At 61.4% G+C, this 2,140-nt stretch carries 1 protein-coding gene; it reads right to left on the bottom strand.

Features of this window, described 5'->3' with window-relative positions; translation table 11 throughout:
• Positions 1 to 461 precede the first annotated feature (461 nt).
• The gene (locus ACFMO7_RS20660) at positions 462 to 1,946 is read right to left on the bottom strand and encodes a 30S ribosomal protein S1 (protein WP_376797378.1); all 1,485 of its coding nucleotides are present in this window, start codon (positions 1,944 to 1,946) and stop codon (positions 462 to 464) included.
• Positions 1,947 to 2,140: the final 194 nt, after the last annotated feature.

Raw genomic sequence — 2,140 nt, 5'->3', positions numbered from 1 at the left:
TCGTTCACCTGTTTGTCACCCCCCTTTCAGTGGCAGAGGGTGGAACCGAGCCCTCTGTGTCGCTCAGGTAAACTTGGTAATTCATCATACAACACCCTTCTTTGCAGCGTCAAGCAAGAACGACCTGGGGCATTGCCATCATCCATGGGTCACTCCTCTACACGCTGAAACAAGTGACCCCCTCACTGCTCCATTCTCGCCTGTCGCAGCAAGGAGGTCGAATCAGCTCAGCTGTTCAGGTGCGCATGCATGCACGCTCTAGCGTCCGGCGCGGGCGCCTTTACTGGGCACGGCGCGGCGCTGCCCGGTCCGGTGGTACCGCACACAGGTGTCCCTTCAGCTAGAACGAGTGCCGGCCAGCCGCTGAGGGCTAGCTAGCGGCGGCTTCTTCTGGTTTGGGCGGGAGCGGGTCCGTGCGCGTTTCCTGGCTGGCGCACGGCGCCGCGCGCGAGATCGGTCTGCTAGCTGCCAGAACCCTCCGTCTCTTCTGTTGTGAGATTCTTATTGCGCTGGCGGGCAGCGGCCCGGAAAGCCTCAGCCATAGCCGTGATCTCACCATCATCTCCCAGCGGCAAGTGATCGAGCAAGGACGGCTCGCTCTTCTCGGCGCGCTCGCGGCGTTCAGCACGCCCCTCACGCTCGCCTTTGTCCCCACGTTCACGGCGTTCGCCACGCCCCTCATGCTGGTGCTGCCCGCTCTCCTGACGTCTGGCCGTCTCTTCAAGGGACAACTTCATTTTATCATCTGTGGCCCCCCTGGTGGTAGTCTCAGCCGAGCTGGCACCGGTAGGCCCCGCCCCCTGACCCTGAGCCTGGCTCTGGCCCTGGCCCTGACCTTGAGCCTGGCTCTGGGCCTTAGCGCTGTCCGGCTCTTCGACCTGGCGCAGGCTCAGGCCAAGGCGACGGCGCTCGGGATCAATGCGCAGAATGCGCAACTGGAGCTGCTGGCCCTCGTGGAGGCTGGTCTTGGGATCCATGCCCGGCGGCAGCTCCGAGAGATGGATCAGTCCCTCGATGCCGTCTTCGATGCGCGCAAAGGCCCCAAAGGGCGCGATCTTGGTGATCGTACCCGTGACGAGTTGACCCGGCGAGTAGCGCTGCTCGACCGTTGTCCAGGGATCAACCTCGGCCTTCTTGATAGAGAGGGCGATCTTCTTTTTCTCTTTGTCGACGCTGAGCACCTGGACCTCGACCTCCTGGCCAACGTGCAGCACTTCGCTGGGATGATTGACACGGCTCCAGGCTAGCTGGCTGATGTGAACGAGACCATCGGCCCCACCCAGGTCCACAAAAGCCCCAAAGTTGGCCAGGTTGCTCACCACTCCCTTGCGAATCTCGCCCGGCTTCAGCTCATCCAGTAGCTCTTCACGTCGCCGCTGCCGCCACTCTTGCACCGCCTGGCGCTCGGAGAGGATCAGCCGATTGCGGGCACGGTTGATTTCGATGATCTTGAGCTGCAGCTCCTTGTCCTTCATGCTGGCCAGCTTGGCCGCCGTCTCCTGGCTCTCACCACCCGCGGCCACCTCTTCACGCTTCAGACTCTGGATCTGCGAGATCGGCACGAAGCCGCGAATGCCATTGACGTCAACGATCAGGCCGCCCTTGTTGTAGTCGATGACGCGCGCCCTGATCAGCTCGTTGTTGCGATATTGCTCCTCAACCAGACGCCACTGGCGCTCGGCGTTGGCCTTCCTCAGCGAGAGCACGGCATGGCCGTCCGGTGTCTCCGGCTGCACGACATAGACAAGAACTTTGTCGTGTACCTTCAGCTCGCTCAGAGAGCCGTAGCCACTGGCCGGCAGCTCCTTCGTTGAGAGCACGCCCTCTGATTTGAGGCCGATATCGACCAGAATCTCGTCCTGGTCGATGCGCACGATTTCCCCTTCGACAACATCGCCACGTTTGAGGCTGGTGGGATTGTTGGTAGAGGCTAGCAGCGCCTCCATGTTCAGGTCTTCTGACTCTTCCGGGTTCCCGGTTCTGCTGGTTTCAGGCTCTCTTGCTTCAGACATGGTCTGTACCTGCCCGCTTTGAGATTTTGCCGCTGGCGGTGTCGAAAGGTCGCCGTGCTGTTGTGCTTGCATGGGTAAAATACCCCCTTCGATCCACGGTTTTTTTGCCTTGCCCCTTGAGCGCCCTC

Source organism: Thermogemmatispora sp., from assembly GCF_042408735.1.
Lineage (GTDB): Bacteria > Chloroflexota > Ktedonobacteria > Ktedonobacterales > Ktedonobacteraceae > Thermogemmatispora.
Note: the sequence above shows the minus strand (reverse complement) of the source record. Positions and strands in the feature narration are given on the sequence as shown.